22 protein-coding genes, 1 tRNA gene and 2 pseudogenes are annotated in these 22072 nt (G+C 61.7%); 20 read left to right on the forward strand and 5 right to left on the reverse strand.

All coding sequences use genetic code 11. The annotated features are described in order from the left end of the window. Window positions 1–134: 134 nt before the first annotated feature. The 11 genes and pseudogenes from kdsD to ACUN0E_RS39645 all read left to right on the forward strand — a co-directional run bounded on the left by kdsD (window position 135) and on the right by ACUN0E_RS39645 (window position 9577). Window positions 135–1118 carry an arabinose 5-phosphate isomerase KdsD gene (gene kdsD, locus ACUN0E_RS39595; protein ID WP_408239639.1) on the forward strand — a complete coding sequence of 328 codons (984 nt, stop codon included), beginning with the start codon at window positions 135–137 and terminating at the stop codon, window positions 1116–1118. After that, window positions 1118–1678 (forward strand): KdsC family phosphatase, encoded by a 561-nt coding sequence (locus tag ACUN0E_RS39600; protein ID WP_445570030.1) that lies wholly within the window; start codon window positions 1118–1120, stop codon window positions 1676–1678. The genes kdsD and ACUN0E_RS39600 overlap by 1 nt, the downstream gene beginning before the upstream one ends. After that, window positions 1675–2283, forward strand: a complete 609-nt coding sequence (gene lptC / locus ACUN0E_RS39605) for an LPS export ABC transporter periplasmic protein LptC (RefSeq protein ID WP_325047561.1) — start codon at window positions 1675–1677, stop codon at window positions 2281–2283. Before ACUN0E_RS39600 ends, lptC begins: the two co-directional genes overlap by 4 nt. Before the next feature lie 20 nt (window positions 2284–2303). Then, window positions 2304–2972: pseudogene (gene lptA, locus ACUN0E_RS39610) on the forward strand (lipopolysaccharide transport periplasmic protein LptA); the annotation flags it as partial. A gap of 53 nt (window positions 2973–3025) precedes the next feature. Then, on the forward strand, window positions 3026–3757 hold the full coding sequence (lptB, locus tag ACUN0E_RS39615) for an LPS export ABC transporter ATP-binding protein (RefSeq protein ID WP_206002799.1): 732 nt from the start codon (window positions 3026–3028) through the stop codon (window positions 3755–3757). A 186-nt stretch (window positions 3758–3943) separates the two neighbouring features. Next, window positions 3944–5461 (forward strand): RNA polymerase factor sigma-54, encoded by a 1518-nt coding sequence (locus ACUN0E_RS39620; protein ID WP_445570031.1) that lies wholly within the window; start codon window positions 3944–3946, stop codon window positions 5459–5461. A 170-nt stretch (window positions 5462–5631) separates the two neighbouring features. After that, a complete protein-coding gene (gene hpf, locus ACUN0E_RS39625; RefSeq protein ID WP_168792503.1) occupies window positions 5632–5988 on the forward strand; it encodes a ribosome hibernation-promoting factor, HPF/YfiA family in 357 nt (118 codons plus the stop codon). A 288-nt stretch (window positions 5989–6276) separates the two neighbouring features. Further along, window positions 6277–6792, forward strand: coding sequence for a PTS sugar transporter subunit IIA (locus ACUN0E_RS39630; RefSeq protein ID WP_408214054.1), 516 nt, complete (start codon window positions 6277–6279; stop codon window positions 6790–6792). Window positions 6793–6933: 141 nt separating this feature from the next. Next, window positions 6934–7902: an HPr(Ser) kinase/phosphatase gene (hprK, locus tag ACUN0E_RS39635; protein WP_007179412.1), complete on the forward strand. Its 969-nt coding sequence runs from the start codon at window positions 6934–6936 to the stop codon at window positions 7900–7902. Window positions 7903–8014: 112 nt separating this feature from the next. Continuing rightward, window positions 8015–8908, forward strand: a complete 894-nt coding sequence (gene rapZ / locus ACUN0E_RS39640) for an RNase adapter RapZ (RefSeq protein ID WP_445570032.1) — start codon at window positions 8015–8017, stop codon at window positions 8906–8908. 39 nt (window positions 8909–8947) lie between these two features. Then, window positions 8948–9577 carry an LON peptidase substrate-binding domain-containing protein gene (locus ACUN0E_RS39645; protein WP_408339524.1) on the forward strand — a complete coding sequence of 210 codons (630 nt, stop codon included), beginning with the start codon at window positions 8948–8950 and terminating at the stop codon, window positions 9575–9577. Between the two features lie 28 nt (window positions 9578–9605). On the opposite strand, the gene mutY is transcribed toward ACUN0E_RS39645, so the two are convergent. Continuing rightward, window positions 9606–10721, reverse strand: coding sequence for an A/G-specific adenine glycosylase (gene mutY / locus ACUN0E_RS39650; RefSeq protein ID WP_445570033.1), 1116 nt, complete (start codon window positions 10719–10721; stop codon window positions 9606–9608). A gap of 7 nt (window positions 10722–10728) precedes the next feature. Then, window positions 10729–11560 (reverse strand): annotated as a pseudogene (gene mutM, locus ACUN0E_RS39655) (bifunctional DNA-formamidopyrimidine glycosylase/DNA-(apurinic or apyrimidinic site) lyase). A gap of 87 nt (window positions 11561–11647) precedes the next feature. On the opposite strand from mutM, the gene ACUN0E_RS39660 reads away from it, so the two are divergent. From ACUN0E_RS39660 to hisC, 8 genes are all read left to right on the forward strand, one after another. Further along, window positions 11648–13489 carry a tetratricopeptide repeat protein gene (locus ACUN0E_RS39660; RefSeq protein WP_408239619.1) on the forward strand — a complete coding sequence of 614 codons (1842 nt, stop codon included), beginning with the start codon at window positions 11648–11650 and terminating at the stop codon, window positions 13487–13489. Further along, window positions 13489–14121 carry a lipoprotein insertase outer membrane protein LolB gene (gene lolB, locus ACUN0E_RS39665; protein WP_445570034.1) on the forward strand — a complete coding sequence of 211 codons (633 nt, stop codon included), beginning with the start codon at window positions 13489–13491 and terminating at the stop codon, window positions 14119–14121. Before ACUN0E_RS39660 ends, lolB begins: the two co-directional genes overlap by 1 nt. A gap of 65 nt (window positions 14122–14186) precedes the next feature. Further along, window positions 14187–15068 carry a 4-(cytidine 5'-diphospho)-2-C-methyl-D-erythritol kinase gene (gene ispE / locus ACUN0E_RS39670; RefSeq protein WP_408239613.1) on the forward strand — a complete coding sequence of 294 codons (882 nt, stop codon included), beginning with the start codon at window positions 14187–14189 and terminating at the stop codon, window positions 15066–15068. Between the two features lie 50 nt (window positions 15069–15118). Further along, window positions 15119–15195 (forward strand) — tRNA-Gln (locus ACUN0E_RS39675). A 45-nt stretch (window positions 15196–15240) separates the two neighbouring features. After that, window positions 15241–16197 (forward strand): ribose-phosphate pyrophosphokinase, encoded by a 957-nt coding sequence (locus ACUN0E_RS39680; protein ID WP_006048037.1) that lies wholly within the window; start codon window positions 15241–15243, stop codon window positions 16195–16197. Between the two features lie 164 nt (window positions 16198–16361). After that, window positions 16362–16982, forward strand: coding sequence for a 50S ribosomal protein L25/general stress protein Ctc (locus ACUN0E_RS39685; RefSeq protein ID WP_408388198.1), 621 nt, complete (start codon window positions 16362–16364; stop codon window positions 16980–16982). A 142-nt stretch (window positions 16983–17124) separates the two neighbouring features. Further along, window positions 17125–17727 carry an aminoacyl-tRNA hydrolase gene (gene pth, locus ACUN0E_RS39690; RefSeq protein ID WP_091796808.1) on the forward strand — a complete coding sequence of 201 codons (603 nt, stop codon included), beginning with the start codon at window positions 17125–17127 and terminating at the stop codon, window positions 17725–17727. Between the two features lie 122 nt (window positions 17728–17849). After that, window positions 17850–18929, forward strand: coding sequence for a histidinol-phosphate transaminase (gene hisC, locus ACUN0E_RS39695; protein WP_445570035.1), 1080 nt, complete (start codon window positions 17850–17852; stop codon window positions 18927–18929). A 98-nt stretch (window positions 18930–19027) separates the two neighbouring features. Here the strand turns inward: hisC and ACUN0E_RS39700 are convergent, their stop codons facing one another. The 3 genes from ACUN0E_RS39700 to rsmD form a co-directional block, all read right to left on the reverse strand. Continuing rightward, on the reverse strand, window positions 19028–19285 hold the full coding sequence (locus tag ACUN0E_RS39700; RefSeq protein WP_445570036.1) for a YfhL family 4Fe-4S dicluster ferredoxin: 258 nt from the start codon (window positions 19283–19285) through the stop codon (window positions 19028–19030). Between the two features lie 63 nt (window positions 19286–19348). Next, complete coding sequence (gene coaD / locus ACUN0E_RS39705; protein ID WP_408231932.1) at window positions 19349–19864, reverse strand: pantetheine-phosphate adenylyltransferase; 516 nt, start codon at window positions 19862–19864, stop codon at window positions 19349–19351. Window positions 19865–19976: 112 nt separating this feature from the next. Beyond that, window positions 19977–20591: a 16S rRNA (guanine(966)-N(2))-methyltransferase RsmD gene (gene rsmD, locus ACUN0E_RS39710; protein ID WP_408339541.1), complete on the reverse strand. Its 615-nt coding sequence runs from the start codon at window positions 20589–20591 to the stop codon at window positions 19977–19979. A gap of 241 nt (window positions 20592–20832) precedes the next feature. On the opposite strand from rsmD, the gene ftsY reads away from it, so the two are divergent. Then, a complete protein-coding gene (gene ftsY / locus ACUN0E_RS39715) occupies window positions 20833–21999 on the forward strand; it encodes a signal recognition particle-docking protein FtsY (protein ID WP_408508756.1) in 1167 nt (388 codons plus the stop codon). Window positions 22000–22072: the final 73 nt, after the last annotated feature.

The raw sequence follows: 22072 nt of genomic DNA on the forward strand, positions 1-22072 counted from the left end.
GGTAAAGCGTCCTCGTTCGTCAGCGGAACCGCGCACGCAAAAGGCCGTGCGACAAGGTTAAGGGGCCGGTTAAGGCAGCGGCTTGGCACAGCAGGCCCGGCGCGGCGAACAAGCGCCTTTGCTATACTCCGCGAATGATAGCGAAAATCAATGGCGACCGGGCACTCGCGCTCGCTCGTGACGTGCTCGACATCGAAGCGGACGCTGTACGCGCGCTTCGCGACCAACTCGACGATGGCTTCGTCGGGGCGATCGACTTCATCCTGGGCTGCCGTGGGCGCGTCGTCGTTTCCGGCATCGGCAAATCCGGCCACGTGGCCCGCAAGCTCGCGGCCACGCTCGCCAGCACCGGCACACCAGCGTTCTTCGTTCACCCGGCGGAAGCCAGTCATGGCGACCTCGGCATGGTCACGGCAGACGACGTGTTCCTCGCCCTGTCCAATTCCGGTGAAACTGAAGAACTCGTGGCGATCCTGCCGCTCATCAAGCGGATCGGCGCGAAGCTGATTGCAATGACGGGGCGTCCGTCGTCGAGTCTCGCACAACTGGCCGACGTGCATCTGAATTCCGGCGTGTCGAAAGAAGCCTGTCCGATGAATCTTGCGCCGACCGCCAGCACCACAGCCGCGCTCGCGCTCGGCGATGCGCTCGCGGTCGCGGTGCTGGACGCGCGCGGTTTTGGGCGGGACGACTTCGCCCGCTCGCATCCGGGTGGCGCGCTGGGCCGCCGCCTGCTCACTTATGTTCGCGACGTGATGCGCACCGGCGACCAGGTGCCGAAGGTAACGCCTGACGCGACCGTGCGCGACGCGCTGTTCCAGTTGACCGCCAAGCGCATGGGCATGACGGCGATCGTCGATCACAACGATCACGTGGCCGGCATTTTCACCGACGGCGACTTGCGCCGCGTGCTCGAACGCGACGGCGATTTCCGCGAACTCTCGATTGCCTCGGTCATGACCGCCGGCCCGCGTACCATCGGTCCGGATCACCTTGCTGTTGAAGCCGTGGAACTGATGGAGCGCCACCGCATCAATCAGATGCTGGTCGTCGACGAAGCAGGCAAGCTGATCGGCGCACTCAACATGCACGACCTGTTCTCGAAGAAGGTGATCTGATGGCCGTCGCCCCCGTTACCGCCACTGAACGCGCAAGCCGCGTCAAGCTGATGATTTTCGACGTCGACGGCGTGCTGACCGACGGCGGCCTGCTGTTCACGGCGGAAGGCGACACAATGAAGGCGTTCAATTCGATGGACGGCCACGGCATGAAGTTGCTGCGCCAGGCCGGCATCGAAACGGCGATCATCACCGGGCGCAAGTCGGGCATCGTCGCGGCGCGGGTCAAGGAAATGAACATCGCCCACGTCTACCAGGGCGTGCAAGACAAACCCCAGGCGTTCGCCGACCTGCTGAAGCAAACCGGCTTGACGGCCGAGGAATGCGGCTATATGGGCGACGACTGGGTTGATCTCGGCGTGATGCTGAAGGTTGGCTTCGCGGCGGCACCGGCCAATTCGCACCCTGAAGTGATCGCGCGCGCCCATTGGGTCAGCGAGGCGCGCGGCGGCCACGGCGCGGCGCGTGAAGTCTGCGACACCCTGCTGCGCGCGCAGCACAAATATGAAGCGCTGCTCGCGGCAGCCTGTAGCGGCGAACAGCGGGGCCTCGTCGGATGAATCAGTTTCGCTGGACCTCGCTGATTCCGCTCGTCGCGATGGCGGCGCTCGCCGGCATTACGTGGTGGCTGCTGCAAGCCACGTTGCCGCGGCAGAACGAAGGCGTGGTGCGCCCCAAGGAGCACACGCCCGACTACTTCGCGGACAACTTCTCGGTCTCCGAACTCGATCAGTCGGGCTCGACACAATACCGCCTGACCGCCCAGTCCCTGATCCATTACGAGGACGACGAACTGAGCGACCTGGTCAAGCCGGCCATGCGCGCGTTCCAGCCCGGCAAGCCGATCGTCACCGCGACTGGCGACACCGGCAAGGTGAACGGCGACGCCTCGATCGTCGATCTGTACGACAATGCGCGCATCCTGCGGGCCGCCGGCAACGGCGATCCGCCGATGCAAGCGGATTCGCAGCATTTTAGGGTGCTGGTCAACGACGATGTGATCGAGACTGAAAAGCCGGTTAAACTTCAGCGCGGCATGTCTGTAATGACTGCCAGCGGCATGAACTACAACAACGTCACCCGGGTAATGCAGCTGTTCGGCAATGTGAAGGGCGCGATTGCCGCGTCCGAAGGCTCCGCCAGCTCGCCCAAGCAACCCGGGTAATCCATTCCAGGCGTGACTGCATGAACGAATCGTTCCCCCGTTTTGATACCGGCCGCTCGCGCACCCTGTCCGCGTGCCGCGCCGGACTCGCTGCGCTAATCGTCGCGCTGCCGCTCGCCGGCTTCGCGCCGCTTGCGCACGCCGACCGCGCCGACAAGGACAAGCCGCTGAACATCGAAGCGGACAACATGACTTACGACGACCTGAAACAGGTCAACATCTTCACCGGCCACGTGGTCGCCACCAAAGGCACGATCGTGATCAAGGCCGATCGGGTCGAAGTGACGCAAGACCCGCAAGGCTATCAATACGCCACCGGGACGTCGAGCGGCGGCAATCTGTCGTATTTCCGCCAGAAACGCGAAGGCCTCGACGAATACATCGAAGGCACGGCAATTCGTATCGACTACGACGGCAAGCAGGATCTGACCACGCTCACCACCAACGCCACCGTAAAGCGCCTGCAAGGCCTCTCGACAGTAATGGACCAGGTGCACGGCAGTGTTATCACGTATGACGGCGAGAACGACTTCTACACCGCGAAGGCAGGCAAGGACGTCGCCGGCCCGGGCAACCCGACCGGCCGCGTGCGCGCGATGCTGGCGCCGCGCAACGGCGGCGCTGCGCCGCTGAACGGCGCGTCGGCTACGCTGGCGCCGTCCACCACGATCAAGGGAGCACCGAACCAGTCAGCTCCTCCGCGTCCCTTCCCAATCGCAAACCCGCCGGCACCAGCAGTTCGCTGGTGGTCCGCAACCTGAAGAAGCGTTACGGCTCGCGCACGGTCGTCAAAGACGTCTCTCTCGACGTGAAAAGCGGCGAAGTGGTCGGCCTGCTCGGCCCGAACGGCGCCGGCAAGACCACGTCGTTCTATATGATCGTCGGCCTCGTGCCCCTCGATGCGGGTGAAATCGATCTGGACGGCAAATCGATCAGCTTGCTGCCGATTCACAAGCGCGCGTCGCTGGGCTTGTCGTATCTGCCGCAGGAAGCGTCCGTGTTCCGCAAGCTCAGCGTCGAGGAAAATATTCGCGCGGTGCTGGAATTACAGCATGAGGACAACGGCAAGCGGCTCAGCAAAGACACCATCACGAGCCGCACCGAGGCGTTGCTCGACGAACTGCAGATCGCTCACCTGCGTGAAAATCCGGCGCTGTCGCTGTCAGGCGGCGAGCGGCGACGGGTTGAAATTGCACGTGCGCTGGCCACCAATCCGAGCTTCATTCTGCTCGACGAACCGTTCGCGGGCGTCGATCCGATCGCGGTGCTGGAAATCCAGAAGATCGTCAAATTTCTGAAGCAGCGCAATATCGGCGTGCTAATCACCGACCACAACGTGCGCGAAACCCTCGGCATCTGTGACCACGCCTACATCATCAGCGACGGCAGCGTGCTGGCCGCCGGTGCGCCGAGCGACATCATCGAAAACGAAAGCGTGCGGCGCGTCTATCTGGGCGAGCACTTCCGCATGTAAGTGCACAAGGGATTGCCGGCGGTGCGAGCGCGCACCCGCCGGACCCTTTGCGGCGTCCGCACATCAGCATTTTTGACCTGGGCCGTCCCGCGCCCAGCGCCGCCGGAAAACGGGCGCACGCGTAATTGCGAATGTCGCAAGGTATCGCGGTCGTGGCAAACTCTCTACAATGAATCTCAACTTGCCATGAAAGCCAGCCTCCAACTCCGCCTATCGCAGCATCTTGCGCTGACCCCACAACTGCAACAGTCCATCCGGCTGCTTCAGCTGTCTACGCTCGAACTGCAGCAGGAAGTCTCCATGGCGATCTCGCAGAATCCGCTCCTCGAGAATGAGGACGACTGGATCGCGAGTCCCCTGCGAGTGGCGGCCGACGGTTCGCTGATCGCCCAGTCGCCCAATTCCTCCCCACCGCCCGACCAGATGGGCGGCAATACCTCGTCTTCGTCCACGAACAGCAGCGAGCGCGCCGAGAACGGCGAGCCTCAGGGTGTCGACGAATACAACGGCCTCTCGAACGACAGCAACGGCGACGCGTCGCAATGGGATCTCGGCGACTACGGCCGCTCCGGCAATGCTTCCGACGACGACGATCTGCCGCCGCTGCAAATTCACGAATCGAGCACCTCGCTGCGCGATCATCTGATGGCGCAACTTCGCGTCACTCAGGCGAGCCAGCGCGACCGTGCACTGATCACCTTTCTGATCGAATCACTCGACGACGACGGCTATCTCGCCGCCACGCTCGACGAAGTGCTGACCGACCTGCCTGAAGAGCTCGAAGTCGATCTCGACGAAATGAACGCCGCGCTTGCGCTCCTGCATAGCTTCGACCCTGCGGGGGTCGGCGCGCGCTCCGCGTCGGAATGTCTCAAGCTGCAATTGCTGCGGCTCGAACGGACGCCCACGCGCACGCTGGCGCTCGACATTGTTGCCCATCATCTGGAACTGCTCGCGGCACGCGACTTCACGCGCCTGCGCAAGCATCTGAAAGCAAATGACGACGATTTGCGCGATGCGCACATCCTGATCCGCTCGCTCGAGCCGTTTCCCGGCGCCGCTTACGGCAAGGCGGAAGCGGACTACGTTGTGCCGGACATCATGGTACGCAAAACGGCACAGGGCTGGCAGGCGGAGCTGAACCCGGAAGTGGTGCCGAAACTGCGCATCAACCATTTGTACGCGAATATTCTGCGCAATAACCGGGGCGATCCGGGCAGCGGATCGTTGCGCCAGCAACTGCAGGAAGCACGCTGGTTGATCAAAAATATCCAGCAACGCTTCGAGACGATCCTCAGAGTTGCGCAAGCCATTGTCGAGCGTCAAAAGAGCTTTTTTGTGCACGGCGAAATTGCCATGCGCCCCTTGGTTTTGCGAGAAATTGCTGATACGCTGGGCCTACACGAGTCAACTGTCTCGCGTGTGACAACCGGTAAATACATGCTGACCCCATTCGGGACGCTTGAATTTAAGTACTTCTTCGGATCACACGTTTCGACTGACACGGGCGGCGCGGCCTCTTCCACGGCCATTCGCGCGCTCATCAAGCAATTGATAGGAGCGGAAAACCCGAAATCTCCTCTTTCAGACAGCCGCATAGCCGAACTGCTGGCGGAACAGGGCTTCGTGGTCGCACGGCGTACCGTTGCGAAGTATCGCGAAGCGCTCAAGATTCCGGCAGTCAACCTGCGCAAGTCTCTGTAGCCCGCCGCCTCCCGCGACGGGCATTTACCGGCCGCTCCGCAGTTGGCGGACAGGCCGGCCGATGCGACCTGCCAGAAGTCAGTCACCGGGGGGCGACTCAGGCAAGCCGACAGATCGACCGGACCTTCGTCATCGTGCGGACCAAGCGGCCTTTAGCTTGGAGAAGCACTATGAATCTGCAGATCAGTGGACACCACCTCGAAGTAACGCCTGCGTTGCGCGAATACGTGATCACCAAACTGGATAGGGTGCTAAGACATTTTGATCAGGTAATTGACGGCAGTGTGGTCCTCTCGGTCGACAACCACAAGGAAAAGGAAAAGCGTCAAAAGGTTGAAATCAACCTGCATCTCAAGGGCAAAGATATCTTTGTCGAGAGCTGTGACAGCGATCTCTACGCTGCGATCGATCTGATGATCGACAAGCTCGACCGGCAAGTGATACGCCACAAGGATCGCCTGCAAGGCCATGCGCACGATGCGATCAAGTACCAGCCGGCGCCGCAACTGGACGTGCCGCCGCAATAAGGGAAATTAGAAGGTTTTCTTTTATTTTCCTGCAGTTTCCCTTATCCAGCCAAACCGCCCGAGACCGGGCGGTTTTTTGTTTCCCGGCACCCTTCCCGCGCGCCAGCGCCGCATGGCTCATGATTCAAATAAACCCATAATGCATCGATGGCGCGCCGCACCATCGGCGGCTACCCTGTTCTATAATGTTCCGGTTACCATCGGGGTCAAGTTAGCTCAAACGGAGATCGGTTGGCCGGGGTCCTGCGCTTTCGGACTCCAACGCACGTCGCCGTGAGCATCAAACGAATGGAATCCCAATCAAACGCCCCAGCGAGGAGAATCCAGGCCACGTTTTCGCCTGTCAACATGAATCGTTTAGCCAAATTTCTTCCCCTCGAGAACGTCGTCGTCGGACTATCGGTCACCAGCAAGAAGCGCGTATTCGAGCAAGCGGGTCTGATCTTCGAGAACCAGAACGGCATCGCCCGTAGCACGGTCACTGACAATCTGTTCGCGCGTGAGCGCCTCGGATCGACGGGGCTCGGCGAAGGTGTCGCGATTCCGCATGGCCGGATCAAAGGCTTGAAGCAGCCGCTCGCCGCGTTCGTCCGCCTCGCCGAACCTATCCCCTTCGAATCGCCTGACGGCCAGCCGGTCTCCCTGCTGATCTTCCTGCTCGTGCCCGAGCAGGCCACCCAGCAGCACCTTGAAATCCTTTCGGAAATCGCCCAGTTGCTGTCCGATCGCGAGGCCCGCGAGCGGCTGCACACGGAAGAAGACCGCGAATCGTTGCATCGCCTGCTCACTCAGTGGCAACCTTGATGCATCGGCGGTTATCCGCACGCCGCTTATCCGCATGCCCGGTACCCGTCCGCATGCGGATACAGCCTGGCAAAATAAACGGCCCACATTAGCGCGCCCCCCCTTTGCCCGGCAAGCGGCCCACACTGGAGTCACTGACTCATGGATACGTCCAGCATCAACGCCCAGAGCATTTTCGACGACAACGCCGCCACGCTGAAATTAAGCTGGCTGACGGGGCATGAAGGCTGGGAGCGCGGCTTTTCTTCGGAATCGGTCGCCAATGCCACGTCGAGCGCCGATCTCGTCGGCCACTTGAACCTGATCCACCCGAACCGGATTCAGGTGCTCGGCGACGCCGAAATCGACTACTACAAGCGCCAAACCGACGAAGACCGCTCACGCCACATGGCTGAGCTGATCGCATTGGAACCGCCGTTTCTGGTGGTGGCGGGCGGTGTCGCCGCGCCGCCGGAACTGGTGCTCCGCTGCACGCGCTCGTCCACGCCGCTCTTCACCACGCCCATGTCCGCCGCCGCGGTGATCGACAGCCTGCGCCTCTACATGTCGCGCATTCTCGCGCCGCGCGCCACGCTGCACGGCGTATTTCTCGACATTCTCGGCATGGGCGTGCTGCTCACCGGCGATTCCGGCCTCGGCAAGAGCGAACTTGGGCTGGAACTGATCAGCCGCGGCCACGGCCTCGTCGCCGATGACGCAGTGGATTTCGTACGCCTGGGCCCGGATTTCGTTGAAGGGCGCTGCCCGCCGCTGCTGCAAAACCTGCTCGAAGTGCGTGGTCTCGGCCTGCTCGACATCAAGACGATCTTCGGTGAAACCGCGGTGCGCCGCAAAATGAAGCTGAAGCTGATCGTGCAACTGGTGCGTCGCCCCGACGGTGAGTTCCAACGCTTGCCGCTGGAAAGCCAAACCGTCGACGTGCTCGGCTTGCCAATCAGCAAGGTCACGATTCAGGTGGCGGCTGGCCGCAACCTCGCGGTTCTGGTCGAAGCGGCTGTTCGCAACACGATCCTGCAACTGCGCGGCATCGATACGCTGCGCGACTTCATGGATCGCCAGCGTCTGGCAATGCAGGATCCGGACAGCCAGTTTCCCGGCAAATTGATCTGAGTCCGCGACACCCCGCGGCACAGTGTCACGCCCGCAGCCAACGGCAGGCTGCGGCGGTGGCACACGTACGGGGACCAGATGCTATGATGAACTGTACGGATTTCACGACTCCATGCGCATAATTCTGATCACCGGTATTTCCGGCTCCGGCAAGTCAGTTGCCCTGAACGCGCTTGAAGACGCAGGCTATTACTGCGTCGACAATCTGCCGCCGCGTTTTTTGCCGCAACTGGCCAACTATCTCGCCGACGACGGCCAGGAACGCCTTGCGGTCGCGATCGACGCGCGCTCGAGCGCTTCGCTCGACGAAATGCCCGCGATGATCCGCGACCTGTCACGCGCCCACGACGTGCGCGTGCTTTTCCTGAACGCAAGTACGCAGTCGCTGATTCAACGCTTCTCCGAAACGCGCCGGCGCCATCCCTTGTCCGGTTCCACCGCGCATGACGCCGACGTCGGCTTGTTGACGTCGCTCGCCGAAGCGATCGAACGCGAACGCGAACTCGTGGCGGGCCTCGCCGAATTCGGCCATCAAATCGACACCAGCAATCTGCGCGCGAACGTACTGCGTGCGTGGGTCAAACGGTTTATCGAACAGAAAGATGCTGGGCTCGTGCTGATGTTCGAGTCCTTCGGCTTTAAACGCGGCGTACCGCTCGACGCCGATTTTGTTTTCGACGTACGCACGCTGCCGAACCCGTACTACGATCATGAATTGCGACCGCTCACGGGCCTCGACAAACCGGTAATGGATTTTCTCGATGCGCTGCCGGTCGTGCATGAAATGATCAGCGACATCGAAAAATTTCTCGTCAAATGGCTGCCGCATTTCCGTGACGACAACCGCAGTTATCTGACGGTCGCGATCGGTTGCACGGGCGGCCAGCACCGCTCGGTGTTCATTGCGGAGACGCTTGCCGCGCGTCTCGCAACTTCGGCAAATGTCATTGTGCGGCACCGCGATGCGCCAGTTCATGCCGGCGAATCATCGAAGTTAGTGGCTTAACCGGCCGCTCCCCGCGGCCTCAACTCGAAGCGTTGCGCCATGCCTTCTACTGTGCTTGCCGATGTGCCGCTGTTTCCGCTGCATACGGTGCTGTTTCCCGGCGGACTGCTGCCGCTGAAAATCTTCGAAGCGCGCTACCTTGATATGGCGCGCGACTGTCTGCGTGAAAAAACGCCGTTCGGTGTGTGTCTGCTGAAAAGCGGCGCAGAAGTGGCGCGCGAAGAAGAGCCTTCGGTGCCCGAAGCAATTGGTTGTCTCGCCGAAATCGAAGAGTGCGACGTCGAAGCCTTCGGCATGCTGCTGATTCGAGCGCGCGGCACGCGGCGGTTTCGCCTGCTGTCGCATCGCGTGGAAAGCAGCGGCTTGCTGGTCGGCATGGCCGAACCCCTCGGAGAAGACATACCGCTTGAGGGCAATGAACAACTGGCCAAATTCGGCGCGTGCGCGGAAGTACTTGAGCGGATCATCGCGACGATCCGTGAACGCGACCCGGACAGCTTGCCGTTCGCGGAGCCGTTCAGGCTGGAAGATCCGTCATGGGTGTCGAACCGGCTCGCGGAAGTACTGCCGATCGCCCTTCGTGCAAGGCAAAAACTGATGGAATTGCAGGACGCCGGCGCGCGAATCGACGTGGTTCATCACTATATGCAGCAGCATCAGCTGCTCTGATTTCGACGTGCTTTTTGCCCGGGATCTGCTACAACAGCGAACCGTGCAGACTATTCAACAGTTTGCGCACCGGTGCGGGCACACCGAACGAATCGAGATCGCTTAACGCGACCCACGCCGTGTCCGCATCGCCTGGCGCGGCCAATGCGCCGACACCGCGATCCAGTTCAGCGAGGCGCGGCTCGATATCCAGCTTGAAATGCGTGAAGACGTGCGTAAGCGGCGCGAGCGGCGAGACCGCTCCGTCGCCACCAAACGCGCGCGCACGCTCGGCGAGCGTGGCTTCGTCGGTGGCTTCGGGCAGGCTCCACAAGCCGCCCCAGATACCCGAAGGCGGACGCTTTTCCAGCATCACGGCGTTACCATCGCGCAGCACCAGCATCCATGTGCGGCGCGTCGGCACAGCTTTCTTCGGCCGTGCGGCGGGCAGTTCACGCTGACGCCCCGAGACGTTCGCCACGCAGTCGACGGCGAACGGGCAGCGCAGGCAGTCCGGCTTGCCGCGCACACACAACGTTGCACCGAGGTCCATCAGGCCTTGCGTGTACGCGCTGACACCGTCGTCCGATACGTTCGACGGCAGCAGCGATTCCGCCAGCGTCCACATCGCGTTCTCGACTTTCTTTTCACCCGGAAAGCCTTCGACGCCGAATACACGCGCCAACACGCGCTTCACGTTGCCATCGAGAATCGTGGCGCGCGCGCCGAACGCGAATGAGGCGATCGCCGCCGCCGTCGAGCGGCCGATGCCAGGCAATTCGGCGAGTTCGTCGGCCGAGGCGGGAAATGCGCCGCCATGCTGCTCGACCACCACCTGCGCGCAGCGGTGCAGATTGCGTGCGCGCGAGTAATAGCCGAGGCCTGCCCACAACGCCATCACATCGTCTGCCGGCGCGGCGGCGAGCGAGGCAACATCCGGACAACGTGCAAGAAACTTTGCGTAGTACGGCATCACCGTCGATACCTGAGTCTGCTGCAGCATGATTTCCGACAGCCAGATGCGATATGGATCACGCGTGTTCTGCCATGGCAGGTCGTGACGGCCATGCTGGCGCTGCCACGCAATCAGCCGCGTGGAAAAATCGGACATGACCGGGAAAGCAGGCACAGCGGACGGGACAGATGGGCTTAAACGAGAAGGCATTGAAAAGTTAGCGCTGGCAGGTGGGACAGAAATACGTAGAACGCTGCCCCTGCACGATCTGTTTGATCGGCGTTCCACACACGCGGCATGGCAGCCCCGCGCGATCATAGACGAAATAGTCGAGCTGGAAGTAACCACTTTCGCCATCGCTGCCGACGAAATCGCGCAGCGTGCTGCCGCCCTTCTCGATCGCGGCGGCGAGCGTGACGCGCACTGCGTCCGCCAGCAGACCGTAGCGCACGAGCGAGACGCGGCCCGCTGCGGTGGTGGGCCGGATACCGGCGCGAAAGAGGCTTTCGGACGCGTAGATATTACCCACGCCGACCACGATCTCGCCCGCCAGCAACGCCTGCTTCACTGACACCTTGCGCCCGCGCGTGAGCCTGTGCATCAACGCGCCGGAGAATGCCGGCGAAAACGGCTCAACACCGAGGCCCGCGAGCAGCGGGTGCTCGAGCCACGTCGCCGGCTTCACGCGCGTGCCACAGCACAGCACCAAAGCGCCGCGGATCGCGATAGCGCAAAATGAATTCGTCGAAAATCCAGTCGACGTGATCGTGTTTCGCCGCGGCCGGCGGCTGCGGCAGATGGCGCAGCACACGCAGCGTGCCGGTCATGCCCAGATGCACAATGAACCAGCCGGCGTCGACTTCGAACAGCAGATACTTGCCGCGCCGCTCAACCTTGCGCACCACGCTGCCGCGCAAGGTTTTCGCAAGGTCCGCCGGAATCGGCCAACGCAGCGCGGGCGTACGCACATCGACGCGTTCAACCTTGCGGCCGGACACATACGGTTCGATTCCCCTTCGGGTAACCTCAACTTCTGGCAACTCTGGCATGTCTAACTGGTCTGCAACTTGCGTGAGTGGTTGTGCGCTTATTGTAGCGAGCGCGTTACAATCGTCCGAAACATTGAACGGATTTCCATGAACTTGTCCTTCGTGAAGCTGTTTTCGAAGCGCCCGGCTAGCGCATCCCGCGTGCCGCACGCCGTATCCGCTCGACGCATGCTCGGTGCCGCCGCACTCGCCGTCTGGGCGATGGCCGCCGTGCCCGCGCACGCGCAGGATCCATCGCCGGACTCGGATGACACCTCCGTCACCCTGCCGGACCCGCTCGGCCCGGCGACGGCAGAAGACCAGAAGTCTCTGCCGGGCGTGCCGCTGTCCAGCCAGATCGTATTCCAGGTGCTCGCCGCTGAAGTCGCCCTGCAACGCGACCAGCCGGCGCCCGCCTACCAGACCTATCTCGCGCTAGCGCGCGACACGCACGATCCACGCATGGCGCAACGCGCCACGGAGATCGCGCTGGCCGCGCAAAGCCCGTCGGACGCTCTAGCCGCTGCGCAATTGTGGCAGCAGTATGCGCCGGATTCGGAACGCGCGGCGCAACTCGACGCGTCGCTGCTGGTGCTGTCCGGCAAGCCTGACGACGCCGAGCCGATCCTTGCTCGTGAACTCTCAAAAGTGCCCGCGGACAATCGCGGCAGCGCGATTCTGGCCCTGCAGTTGCTGCTCTCACGTGGTCCGAACCGGATCGGCGGCTTGCATGTGTTGCAAGACCTGCTGAAAGACGACCTGAACCGGCCGGAAGCGCAACTGGCCATCGCGCGCCAGCAGCTCGTTTCCGACGACGCGCCGGGCGCGCGGAAGTCGCTCGAGCAGGCGCTCACGCTCAAGCCGGATTATTTGCCGGCCGCGCTGATGCTGTCGCAAATGGGCCCGGAGGAGCGCAAGGAAGGCATTGCGTCGCTCGAAAAGTACGTGCAACAGAATCCGAAATCGCATGACGCGCGTCTCGCGCTCGCGCAGATGTACCTCGCGAGCGACCGTCTGGACGACGCGCAGAAGCAGTTCGAGATCATGCACAAGAACAACGCGGCCGACCTCACGCCGCTGATGGCGCTCGCGCTAATCAAGATCCAGCAGAAGAATTTCAACGAGGCGCAAACTTACCTCACCCAGTATGCGCAGCAAGCCGAAAAAACGCCGGGCGCCGATCCGGGCCAGGCGTATATCTATCTTGCGCAACTCTCGCTCGAGCAGAAGAACGAAGCGGCGGCGGGCGACTGGTTGAACAAGGTTTCGCCGTCGAGCCAGCAATACGTGCCGGCGCAGATCACGCGTGCGCAATTGCTCGCCAAGCAAGGCAAGTCTGAAGACGCGCGCAAGCTGCTGGCCGGCTTGCAGGCACCCGATCCGCGCGACCAGGCGCTGATTGCACGCACCGACGCGGCCATTCTGTTCGACGCGAAACGCTACCCGGAGGCGGAAACACGCTTGCAACAAGCAACCGCGAATTTCCCGGACGATCCCGATCTGACCTACGACTACGCCATGGCAGCCGAAAAGACCGGCCATTACGATGTCATGGAAGCGCAACTGCGCAAGCTGATTCAGACGCAGCCCGACAACCCGCAGGCATACAACGCGCTCGGCTATTCGCTGGCCGATCGTAATCAGCGCCTGCCGGAAGCGGACAAGCTGGTCGAGAAGGCCTCGTCGCTGGCGCCGAACGACGCCTTCATCATGGACAGCGTGGGCTGGGTCAAGTACCGGATGGGCGATACGTCGGACGCAATCAAGCTGCTGCGCAAAGCTTACGATCTCCAGCCGAACGCCGAAATCGGCGCGCACCTCGGGGAAGTGTTGTGGAAAACCGGAGCGCAGGATCAGGCTCGCGCCGCCTTCCGCGACGCGCGCAAGCTCGAACCGGACAACGACACGCTGGTTAAAACGCTGCAACGACTTCAGGTGAACGATCTTTGATGCGTCTTTCCCGCTTGATCTCCTATCCCCGAGTGCCGCGTGGCGCGGCGCTCGGATTCGTAGCGGCAGCGGTTGTCGCGTTGGCCGGTTGTGCATCGGTGAAGCCGCAAGGGCCGTCCACGTCGAACGCGGCGACGTCCGTCACTGCGCAGACCACACGCGCTTATCAGGGCCGTTTCGCGATCCAGTACAACGATCAGAACGGCCAGCAGCGCAATGCCTACGGCAACTTCACCTGGCAGGAAACGGGTGACACGGTCACCCTGCAATTGCGCAATCCGCTCGGCCAGACGCTGGCGGTCGTGACTTCGTCGCCGGCTTCGGCCACGCTCGAACTGCCGAACCGCCAACCGCTCACCGCCGACAATGTCTCCACGCTGATGCAGAACGCGCTCGGCTTCTCGCTGCCGGTTGAAGGGCTGCGCTACTGGTTGCAGCCTTCGCCGGCGCCGACTTCACGCGCCAGGACCGAGAAAGATCCGGAACAGCCCTCGCGTCTGAAGCAGATCACGCAGGACGGCTGGACGATCGATTACCTGGCCTATGCCGACGCGCCGGCCACTGGCGTGAAGCGCTTGAATCTGATCCGCTCGGAACCGCCGCTCGACATCAAGCTCGTACTGGATCAGTAGTCGCGTCTGTTCGCGCAACCCTTGCCGCTTCTTCGGCGCCGCTATGGCGCATGTAGCCCTGACTCATGATTGAAACCACCGATTCGCTGCGCGATTGCCTCGCGCCAGCGAAACTCAACCTCTTCCTGCACATCACCGGCCGCCGGCCAGATGGCTATCACACGCTGCAAACCGTCTTCCAGTTACTCGACTGGGGCGACACCCTGCACTTCAAGCGGCGCGACGACGGCCTCATTACGCGCAGCACCGAAATCGCCGACGTGCCGCCGGAACACGATCTGACCGTGCGCGCAGCAACGCTCCTGAAGGCGCACACAGGTTCGCCCGAGGGCGTCGATATCGAAATCGACAAACGCCTGCCAATGGGTGCGGGCCTCGGCGGGGGCAGCTCCGACGCGGCCACCACGCTGCTCGCGCTGAATCGCCTCTGGAAGCTCGACTTGCCGCGCCTGGAGTTGCAGGCGCTGGCGTTGAAACTCGGCGCGGACGTGCCATTTTTTATTTTTGGGAAAAATGCATTCGCCCAGGGTGTTGGAGAAGCATTAGACGTTGTACAATTGCCGCCGCGTCATTTCCTGGTAGTGACGCCGAGGGTTCACGTTCCGACTGCAGCGATTTTCTCCGAAAAAACGTTGACAAGAGACTCGAAACCCCTCATAATTACGGACTTTCCTGCAGAACTTAGCTGCAACACTGAATGGCCAGAAAGTTTTGGCCGGAATGACATGCAGCAGGTTGTCGTGGGAAAATACGCGGAAGTAGCGCAAGTGCTGCGATGGTTTGAGAACATTGCACCAGCGCGGATGTCTGGATCAGGTGCAAGTGTATTTGCAGCGTTCCGTAGCAAAGCTGAAGCAGAAGCGGCGCAAGCCAAACTGCCCGGCGAATGGAGCAGCGCAGTAACTGCAAGTCTCGATCAGCATCCACTCTTTACTTTCGCGTCATAAGTTTTGCATCGTCGAACGGTCCCTCGTCCGGTGAAGCTCAAAGTTAGTGTAGGGGAGTCGCCAAGTTGGTTAAGGCACCGGATTTTGATTCCGGCATTCGAAGGTTCGACTCCTTCCTCCCCTGCCAAAAATTCTCGCATTTCCCTCGCCCCCAGCCTGAAGTAGGTGCACGATGAGCAGCCATGACGGCCTGATGGTTTTTACTGGCAACGCAAATCCCGCGCTTGCACAGGAAGTCGTCAAAATCCTCGGTATTCCCCTCGGCAAAGCAATGGTTAGCCGTTTCTCAGACGGCGAAATCCAGGTCGAGATTCAGGAAAACGTGCGTGGCAAGGATGTCTTCGTCCTTCAGTCCACCTGCGCGCCGGCGAATGACAATCTGATGGAACTGATGATCATGGTCGATGCGCTCAAGCGTGCATCCGCTGGCCGGATCACCGCAGCCATCCCCTACTTCGGTTATGCCCGTCAAGATCGACGCCCGCGTTCGGCGCGCGTCGCCATCTCGGCGAAGATCGTGGCGAACATGCTGGAAATCGCCGGCGTCGAGCGGATCATTACGATGGATCTGCACGCCGACCAGATTCAAGGCTTCTTCGACATTCCGGTCGACAATATCTACGCTACGCCCGTGCTGCTCGGCGATCTGCGCAAGCAGAACTACGAGAACCTGCTGGTCGTTTCGCCGGATGTCGGCGGCGTGGTGCGTGCCCGTGCATTGGCCAAGCAACTGAATTGCGATCTCGCGATCATCGACAAACGCCGCCCGAAGGCGAACGTTGCCGAAGTGATGAACATCATCGGTGAAGTTGAAGGCCGCACCTGCGTGATCATGGACGACATGGTCGACACCGCTGGCACGCTTTGCAAGGCGGCTCAGGTTTTGAAGGAACGCGGTGCGAAGCAGGTATTCGCTTACGCCACCCACCCGGTTCTGTCGGGCGGTGCAGGCGAGCGTATTGCAGCTTCGGCACTCGACGAACTCGTTGTTACCGATACGATCCCGCTCGGCGAAGAAGCCCGCTCGTGCGCCAAGATCCGTTCGTTGACCAGTGCCGGCCTGCTTGCCGAAACGTTCTCGCGGATTCGCCGCGGTGATTCGGTGATGTCGCTGTTCGCTGAAAGTTAAGTATTTGCGAAGGCGCAACGTGCATTGCAGTACCGCACGCTGCGCTTTTGCACAATTGGCATGAACGAACGAAGGTTCGTGCCATCGCTCTGGGGCCTCAGCCATAACGGCTTGGAGGCCCCGTTTTTACTGCCTGGTCGCGGGCAGTGCATTGGAGATTCAACATGAAAGTAGTCGCTTTCGAGCGTTCCCTGCAAGGTACGGGTGCGAGCCGCCGCCTGCGTATCTCGGGCAAGACCCCGGGCATCGTATATGGCGCTGGTGCTGACACGCAATTGGTCGAACTGGACCACAACGCACTGTGGCACGCGCTGAAGAAAGAAGTTTTCCATTCGTCGATCCTCGAACTGGAAGTGGCCGGCAAGTCGCAACAGGTTCTGCTGCGCGACGTGCAATACCACCCGTTCCGTCAGCTCGTGCTGCACGTGGACTTCCAACGTGTCGACGCGAAGAAGAAGCTGCACACCAAGGTGCCGCTGCACTTCATGAATCAGGAAACCAACCCGGCAGTGAAGCTGTCGAGCGCGGTGATCTCGCACGTCCTCAACGAAATCGAAATCGAGTGCCTGCCGTCGGCACTGCCGGAATTCCTCGAAGTCGACCTCGCGACGATCGAAGCTGGTCACTCGCTGCATGCCAAGGACATCGTCCTGCCGGCAGGCGTCGCACTGGTTGCTCACGTTGAAGCAGAAAACCCGGTCATCGCAGCTGCAACGATCCCGGCTGGCGCAATCGCTGAAGGCGACGCTGCTGCTGCAAGCGAAGGCGAAACGCCGGCTGCTTAAGCTGCACTGAGCGAGCAATCCTCTCGATCCGTTTCAGTGAAACGGTCGATGTGACCCGCCGAGGTTCGCCCCGGCGGGTTTTTTTTCGGTTTTTTTCGACTCGGCTGCATTCCGCTCCCGGGCCAGATGGACCTACGCAATCATGATCAAGCTGATCGTCGGACTCGGCAATCCGGGCGCCGAATATACCGCGACGCGCCACAATGCTGGCTTCTGGCTAGTCGATCAATTGGCGCGCGAAGCAGGTACGACGCTGCGCGATGAACGGCGCTTCCACGGTTTCTACGCGAAGGCACGGCTTCACGGCGAAGAAGTGCATCTGCTGGAACCACAAACGTATATGAACCGCTCGGGACAATCGGTCGTAGCGGTGGCGCAGTTCTTCAAGATTCTTCCGGACGAAATTCTGGTCGCACACGACGAACTCGACATGCCGCCCGGCAGCGTCAAGCTGAAGCTAGGCGGAGGCAGCGGCGGCCATAATGGGCTGAAAGACATCACCGCGCATCTTTCATCGCAACAGTATTGGCGGCTGCGAATCGGCATCGGCCATCCGCGCGACCTGATTCCCGAAAGCGCGCGCGCCGGCGCCAAGCCGGATGTCGCCAATTACGTGCTGAAGCCGCCGCGGCGAGAAGAACAGGATGTGATCGACGCGTCGATCGAGCGTGCGCTGGCTGTGATGCCACAGATCATCAAAGGCGAGCTCGAGCGGGCGATGATGCAGTTGCATCGCAATCCCTGAGCGCCCCGCGTTCACATCCACGCACCCGGGTCCGTTTCGCCGTTTCGCCGTTTCGCCGTTTCGCCGTTTCGCCGTTTCGCCGTTTCGCCGTTTCGCCGTTTCGCCATCGACAGGAGAATCGCTTGAGCCGCTACTGGAGTGACATCGTTCACCGTCTGACGCCGTATGTGCCGGGCGAGCAGCCCGTTGCTGCGCATCCGGTAAAGCTGAACACCAACGAGAATCCGTATCCCCCCTCGCCGCGCGTGCTTGAGGCGATCCGGCGAGAACTGGGCGACGCGGGCGAGTCGCTGCGGCGCTATCCTGACCCGACGGCGCGCAAGTTGCGCGAAACGGTTGCCGCGTACCACGGCATTCGCCCGGAACAGGTGTTCGCAGGCAACGGCTCGGACGAAGTGCTCGCGCTCACATTTCAGGCCTTGCTGAAACACGATAAACCGCTGCTGTTCCCGGATATCACGTACAGCTTCTACCCAACCTACGCGCGGCTCTTTGAAGTCGACTATCGGACCATCGCGCTCGACGACAGCTTCGCCATCCATGTCGACGACTACACAGCACCTAACGGCGGTGTACTGCTCCCCAACCCGAACGCGCCGACAGGACGACCGCTGCCGCTCGCCGATATCGGACGTCTGGTGGCGAGAAACACCGAATCGGTCGTGGTGATCGATGAGGCCTATGTCGATTTCGGCGCCGAATCGGCCATCACGCTGATCGACCGCTATCCCAACCTGCTGGTCATTCAAACGGTATCGAAGTCGCGCTCGCTGGCCGGTATGCGCATCGGCCTTGCGTTCGGCCATCCGGAGTTGATCGGCGCCCTGAACCGCGTGAAGGACAGCTTCAACTCGTATCCGCTCGACCGGCTGGCGCAAGTCGCGGCCGTCGCGGCATACGAGGACGATGCCTGGTTCCGCGACAACTGCGCCAAAGTGATTGCTAGCCGTGAGCGGCTGGCGGCAGGCTTGACGGCACTGGGCTTCGAGGTGGTGCCGTCGGCGGCGAATCTGCTGTTCGCGCGCCACGAAGGCTACGATGCAGCGACGCTCGTGGCACGGCTAAGGGAAAAGGCAATCTTCGTGCGCCACTTCAAGGCGGCGCGAATCGAGCAGCATCTGCGAATCTCGGTCGGCACCGACGCCGAATGCGACATTCTGCTGGATGCACTGCGCGACATCTTCAGCGCTTACGTCGGATGACAATCGGATAACGATCGGGATAACTTCGCGCAATACAAAACGGCGCGGCAAAAGAAAACGGCGAGGCAAGCGCCTCGCCGTTTTCTATCATTCAACGCTCACGCGCCCTTCGCAACCTGCAATGCGTGGTACTTCGCCATCAAACCTTCCGCCGTCTCCAGGTGTTCAGGGTCGCGTGGAATGCACTCGACCGGGCAGACCTGAATACACTGAGGTTCATCAAAATGGCCGACACACTCGGTGCATTTCTTCGGGTCGATCACGTAGATTTCCGAGCCCATCGAAATCGCGTCGTTCGGGCACTCGGGCTCGCACACGTCGCAATTGATGCACTCGTCGGTAATCATCAAGGCCATACTTCTCTCACTTCGCGCCGGCCAAAGCCAGCTTTGATCCGTCAATCTGACAGTTTACGCCGGTTACGGTTGCCCCGCCGAGACACCGTCATCCGGATCCAGCGCAGCAACCTTCTCCTTCAGCCATTGTTCGACCGACGGGAATACGAACTTGCTGACGTCGCCGCCCAGTTGCGCGATTTCACGCACGATGGTGCCGGAGATGAACTGATATTGATCGGACGGCGTCATGAACATGGTTTCGACGTCCGGCAGCAGATAGCGGTTCATGCCGGCCATCTGGAACTCATATTCGAAGTCCGAGACGGCGCGCAGGCCACGCACGATCACCCGCGCGTTATTGCTGCGGACAAAGTCCTTCAATAGCCCTTTGAAGCTCATCACCTGAACGTTCGGGTAGTGCCCGAGCACTTCATGAGCGATATCGAGACGCTCTTTCAGTGTGAAGAACGGCTTCTTGTTGCGGCTGTCGGCAACACCCACCACCAGCGTGTCAAAAATGCTCGACGCGCGTCGAACGAGGTCTTCGTGACCGCGCGTCAGCGGGTCGAACGTGCCCGGGTACACGGCGACTACCATGAGACTTCTCCTCTCTTCAGACAAAGGGGCACGTCAAAGCGTCCACGCGACGCATTTGGCACCGACCGCACGCGTGACGGTAACCCGCCCGCTGCTTGTTTTGGAACGCGCATTATTCCTTATTTTCGCGCTGCAGCAAATGAAAGTGGACAGCGCCCGCTTTGCCTTGCCGCACGATTTCCCAGCCGGCGAGCGTCTCGTTCCCATCTAGCTCGAGTGCGTCACCTGCTTCTACATACAGAAAGCCTTCAGGGCTCAGCAACGGAACGGCCAGCGCAAGCGCCTTGTCGAGCAGATCGCCACCGAACGGCGGATCGAGGAAAACCACGTCAAACGACCCAGGTGCGAGACTCGCCGCGAGGCGCAAGCCGTCGGCTTCCGCGATTTCGATCGTACGCGCCGACAGGCGTTCCTGGTTCGCACGCAACTGTTTGGCGGCCCGTGCATTGCGCTCGACCATCAACACTCGCGCTGCGCCGCGCGAGGCGGCCTCGAAGCCGAGCGCCCCGCTGCCGGCGAACAGATCGAGGCAGCGCTGGCCCTCCAGCCGTTGGCCGAGCCAGTTGAACAGAGTTTCGCGGACGCGGTCGGGCGTGGGGCGCAAGCCGTCGAGGTCGAGCACGGGCAATGGCGTGCGCTTCCAGTCGCCGCCGATGATCCGAATGGCGTGCGGCTTGCCGCCTTTGGACGAAGCGCCATGGGCGCGTGAAGGAGCAGAACGGGGCATGCAGTTTCGATTACGTTATAGGAACGCCCGCGACGCCGATGCGTGCGGGTTGGAGCGCCAACGTTACCACAGGGGCGCACGGCGTCCAGCCTGGCCGTTCAGCCGATACGACGGGCGGCGGCGCGCCTGATAAAATGTGCGGCTTCCAGCGCCTTGCATCCCGCATCGCAACGCTGCCTGCCGCTCCCACCGGGCCCGTCCCGGCTACGCGCATCGGCGCGCGCTCTCACCATGCCAGATCATGTTCAGCTTTTTCAAACGATTCAAGGGTTCGAAAGAGTCCGATAACGCGCCAGAAGAATCGCAGACGGCGCCAGAAGCCTTGGCGCCCGAACCCGCAGTTGAGGTGCCGGCAGAGCCCGTCGCGCCGTCGGCGCCACGGCCGGCTGCTCCGGTTAGTGCCAATACGCAACCGGCTACCGCCCAGCCCGCCAATGAGCCGGAACCCGAAGCGCCCGCGCCCGAAACGGTTGAAATCGTCCCCCCGCCCATGCAGGACGCGAGCGCGAAGCGCTCATGGCTGACTCGCCTGAAAACCGGTCTGTCGAAAACGAGCTCGAGCCTGACGGGCATTTTCGTCGGCGCGAAGATTGACGAGGATCTGTACGAAGAACTCGAAACCGCGCTGCTGATGTCGGATGCAGGCGTCGAAGCCACCGAGTTTCTGCTCGAATCGCTGCGCGAGAAAGTGCGCAGCGAGCGCCTCACCGATCCCCAGCAGGTGAAAGCGGCGCTGCGCACGCTGCTGATCGACCTGCTCAAACCACTGGAAAAATCGCTCATGCTCGGCCGCGCGCAACCGCTGGTCATGATGATCGCAGGCGTCAACGGGGCGGGCAAAACCACCAGCATCGGCAAGCTCGCCAAGCATCTGCAAAGCTTTGATCAGTCGGTGCTGCTGGCTGCGGGCGACACCTTCCGCGCCGCCGCGCGCGAGCAACTGGCGATCTGGGGCCAGCGCAACAACGTGACGGTGGTGTCGCAGGAAAGCGGCGACCCGGCGGCCGTAATTTTCGACGCGGTCGGCGCCGCGCGTGCACGCAAGATCGACGTCATGATGGCGGACACGGCCGGCCGCCTGCCGACCCAGCTGCATCTTATGGAAGAGCTGCGCAAGGTGAAGCGCGTGATCGGCAAGGCGCAAGATGGCGCGCCGCATGAGGTGCTGCTGGTGATCGATGCGAACACCGGCCAGAATGCCCTCACGCAAGTAAAAGCCTTCGACGACGCGCTCGGCCTCACCGGCCTGATCGTCACCAAGCTCGACGGCACAGCGAAGGGCGGCATTCTCGCGGCGATTGCGCGTCAGCGCCCGGTCCCGGTGTACTTCATCGGCGTCGGCGAAAAGGTCGAGGACCTCCAGCCGTTCAGCGCAGAAGAGTTTTCGGACGCGTTGCTGGGCGGTTGAACACCGCAGCGGTTGTCGCGGGACAAGCAAAAAGGGCGCTCTTCACTTCCGAGCGCCCTTTTTTCATTCAAAT

This window comes from Paraburkholderia sp. D1E, from assembly GCF_052682275.1.

Excerpts from the sequence above, each read along its gene's own strand:
- kdsD (WP_408239639.1), top strand. The coding sequence starts at position 135 with ATGATAGCGAAAATCAATGGCGACCGGGCACTCGCGCTCGCTCGTGAC.
- ACUN0E_RS39600 (WP_445570030.1), top strand. The coding sequence starts at position 1,118 with ATGGCCGTCGCCCCCGTTACCGCCACTGAACGCGCAAGCCGCGTCAAG.
- lptC (WP_325047561.1), top strand. The coding sequence starts at position 1,675 with ATGAATCAGTTTCGCTGGACCTCGCTGATTCCGCTCGTCGCGATGGCG.
- ACUN0E_RS39620 (WP_445570031.1), top strand. The coding sequence starts at position 3,944 with ATGAAAGCCAGCCTCCAACTCCGCCTATCGCAGCATCTTGCGCTGACC.
- hpf (WP_168792503.1), top strand. The coding sequence starts at position 5,632 with ATGAATCTGCAGATCAGTGGACACCACCTCGAAGTAACGCCTGCGTTG.
- ACUN0E_RS39630 (WP_408214054.1), top strand. The coding sequence starts at position 6,277 with ATGGAATCCCAATCAAACGCCCCAGCGAGGAGAATCCAGGCCACGTTT.
- hprK (WP_007179412.1), top strand. The coding sequence starts at position 6,934 with ATGGATACGTCCAGCATCAACGCCCAGAGCATTTTCGACGACAACGCC.
- rapZ (WP_445570032.1), top strand. The coding sequence starts at position 8,015 with ATGCGCATAATTCTGATCACCGGTATTTCCGGCTCCGGCAAGTCAGTT.
- ACUN0E_RS39645 (WP_408339524.1), top strand. The coding sequence starts at position 8,948 with ATGCCTTCTACTGTGCTTGCCGATGTGCCGCTGTTTCCGCTGCATACG.
- mutY (WP_445570033.1), bottom strand. The coding sequence starts at position 10,721 with ATGCCTTCTCGTTTAAGCCCATCTGTCCCGTCCGCTGTGCCTGCTTTC.
- ACUN0E_RS39660 (WP_408239619.1), top strand. The coding sequence starts at position 11,648 with ATGAACTTGTCCTTCGTGAAGCTGTTTTCGAAGCGCCCGGCTAGCGCA.
- lolB (WP_445570034.1), top strand. The coding sequence starts at position 13,489 with ATGCGTCTTTCCCGCTTGATCTCCTATCCCCGAGTGCCGCGTGGCGCG.
- ispE (WP_408239613.1), top strand. The coding sequence starts at position 14,187 with ATGATTGAAACCACCGATTCGCTGCGCGATTGCCTCGCGCCAGCGAAA.
- ACUN0E_RS39680 (WP_006048037.1), top strand. The coding sequence starts at position 15,241 with ATGAGCAGCCATGACGGCCTGATGGTTTTTACTGGCAACGCAAATCCC.
- ACUN0E_RS39685 (WP_408388198.1), top strand. The coding sequence starts at position 16,362 with ATGAAAGTAGTCGCTTTCGAGCGTTCCCTGCAAGGTACGGGTGCGAGC.
- pth (WP_091796808.1), top strand. The coding sequence starts at position 17,125 with ATGATCAAGCTGATCGTCGGACTCGGCAATCCGGGCGCCGAATATACC.
- ACUN0E_RS39700 (WP_445570036.1), bottom strand. The coding sequence starts at position 19,285 with ATGGCCTTGATGATTACCGACGAGTGCATCAATTGCGACGTGTGCGAG.
- coaD (WP_408231932.1), bottom strand. The coding sequence starts at position 19,864 with ATGGTAGTCGCCGTGTACCCGGGCACGTTCGACCCGCTGACGCGCGGT.
- rsmD (WP_408339541.1), bottom strand. The coding sequence starts at position 20,591 with ATGCCCCGTTCTGCTCCTTCACGCGCCCATGGCGCTTCGTCCAAAGGC.
- ftsY (WP_408508756.1), top strand. The coding sequence starts at position 20,833 with ATGTTCAGCTTTTTCAAACGATTCAAGGGTTCGAAAGAGTCCGATAAC.